The 1,291-nt window shown below is 61.3% G+C and carries 3 protein-coding genes; all 3 read left to right on the forward strand.

Annotation, left to right across the window (positions count from 1 at the left end; genetic code table 11):
* A partial coding sequence (locus FN369_RS01125; RefSeq protein ID WP_281290901.1) for a NifB/NifX family molybdenum-iron cluster-binding protein occupies positions 1–629 on the forward strand: 629 nt, incomplete at its 5' end.
* A gap of 43 nt (positions 630–672) precedes the next feature.
* Positions 673–891, forward strand: a complete 219-nt coding sequence (locus tag FN369_RS01130; RefSeq protein ID WP_178087594.1) for a YfhL family 4Fe-4S dicluster ferredoxin — start codon at positions 673–675, stop codon at positions 889–891.
* Complete coding sequence (locus FN369_RS01135) at positions 888–1,247, forward strand: HesB/IscA family protein (RefSeq protein ID WP_142524383.1); 360 nt, start codon at positions 888–890, stop codon at positions 1,245–1,247. The genes FN369_RS01130 and FN369_RS01135 overlap by 4 nt, the downstream gene beginning before the upstream one ends.
* Positions 1,248–1,291 lie beyond the last annotated feature (44 nt).

The following is a 1,291-nucleotide window of genomic DNA, read 5'->3' on the forward strand; positions in this document are numbered from 1 at the left end:
GAGCCGACGCGGTCGGCTTGCTGGGGGAGGATCGCGGAGCCGAGTTCACCACCGAGCGCATCGAGTCGATAGAGATCCGGTACGATTCCAAAAAGCGCGAGGCCTATCGGAATTCGGTCGAGGAAGAGCGAGCGGCGCGGAAAGCGGCTCGAGAACGGGAACTGCTTACCCTCGCCGGAGAAAACAGCGATCGGAAGATCCTCTTGGCGGTCGCCACGAAGGGAGGGGGAAAGGTCAACGAGCACTTTGGCCACGCGAAGGAATTTCAGATCTACGAGGTAAGCACCGCGGGCTCGAAGTTTGTCGGACATAGGCGCGTCGATCTCTACTGCCAGGGTGGTTATGGAGAGGAGGATGCCCTCGCGGGGGTGATTCGCGCGATCAACGATTGCGTGGCGGTGCTCGTCGCCAAGATCGGTGCCTGCCCGAAGGAGGAGTTGCGGAAGGCGGGAATCGAACCGGTCGACGAGTATGCCTACGGCTACATAGAGACGGCGGCTCTCTCGTATTACCGCGGCTACTTGGAGCGGTTGAAAATCGGAGCGATCGCCGAGGTCGAGCGCGGGGATGCGATGATTCGCCAAGGGGCGTTTGTCGAGGCGGGCGCGCCTGCGAGCGCGGCGGCCTGATCGGAGGAAGCAAGAGGGAAAAAGAAAGAAACGGGAGAAATCGATGGCATACAAGATCGTGGCGTCGCAGTGCACCGGTTGCTCGGCCTGCGAGCCGGAGTGTCCGAACAAGGCGATATCGGAAAAGAACGGGATCTTTTTGATCGATCCCAAGAAGTGCACGGAGTGCGTCGGTTTCTTCGACGAACCGCAATGCGTAGCCGTCTGTCCGGTGGACAACACATGCATCGTGGATAAGAGCCTGCCCCGGTACCCGAGATGAAGATCACGCTCACTCCGAAAGCCGAGGCGTTCATCAAGAGGATGATTCGCCTGGGGAGCGGCGGTCGCCCCGACGCCGGGATGCGCTTGACCATCAGTCCCGGGGGCTGCTCCGGCCTTGCCACCGAATTTTCGATCGAGCTCGCTCCTCGGGAAGGCGATGTCCTTTGGGAAGAAAAGGGCTGCCGACTTTTTCTGCCGTCGGAGAGTCAGCCGCTCCTCCGAGAGGCGATCCTCCATTTCGTCGAGAATCCGATGGAAACACGGCTGATCGTCCTTTCGGGGCCTGCGGGGAGTTGCTCCTGCTCGCAGGCGGCCGTCTCGGCCGGGGATGGACCCTCCGCCGAAAAAGGATAGGGGAGAGAATGCCGGTGAGGACGGAATCATCCTCGGCGGCCTGC

Origin of the sequence: Methylacidimicrobium cyclopophantes, assembly GCF_902143385.2 — a bacterium.
Classification (GTDB): Bacteria; Verrucomicrobiota; Verrucomicrobiia; order Methylacidiphilales; family Methylacidiphilaceae; genus Methylacidimicrobium; species Methylacidimicrobium cyclopophantes.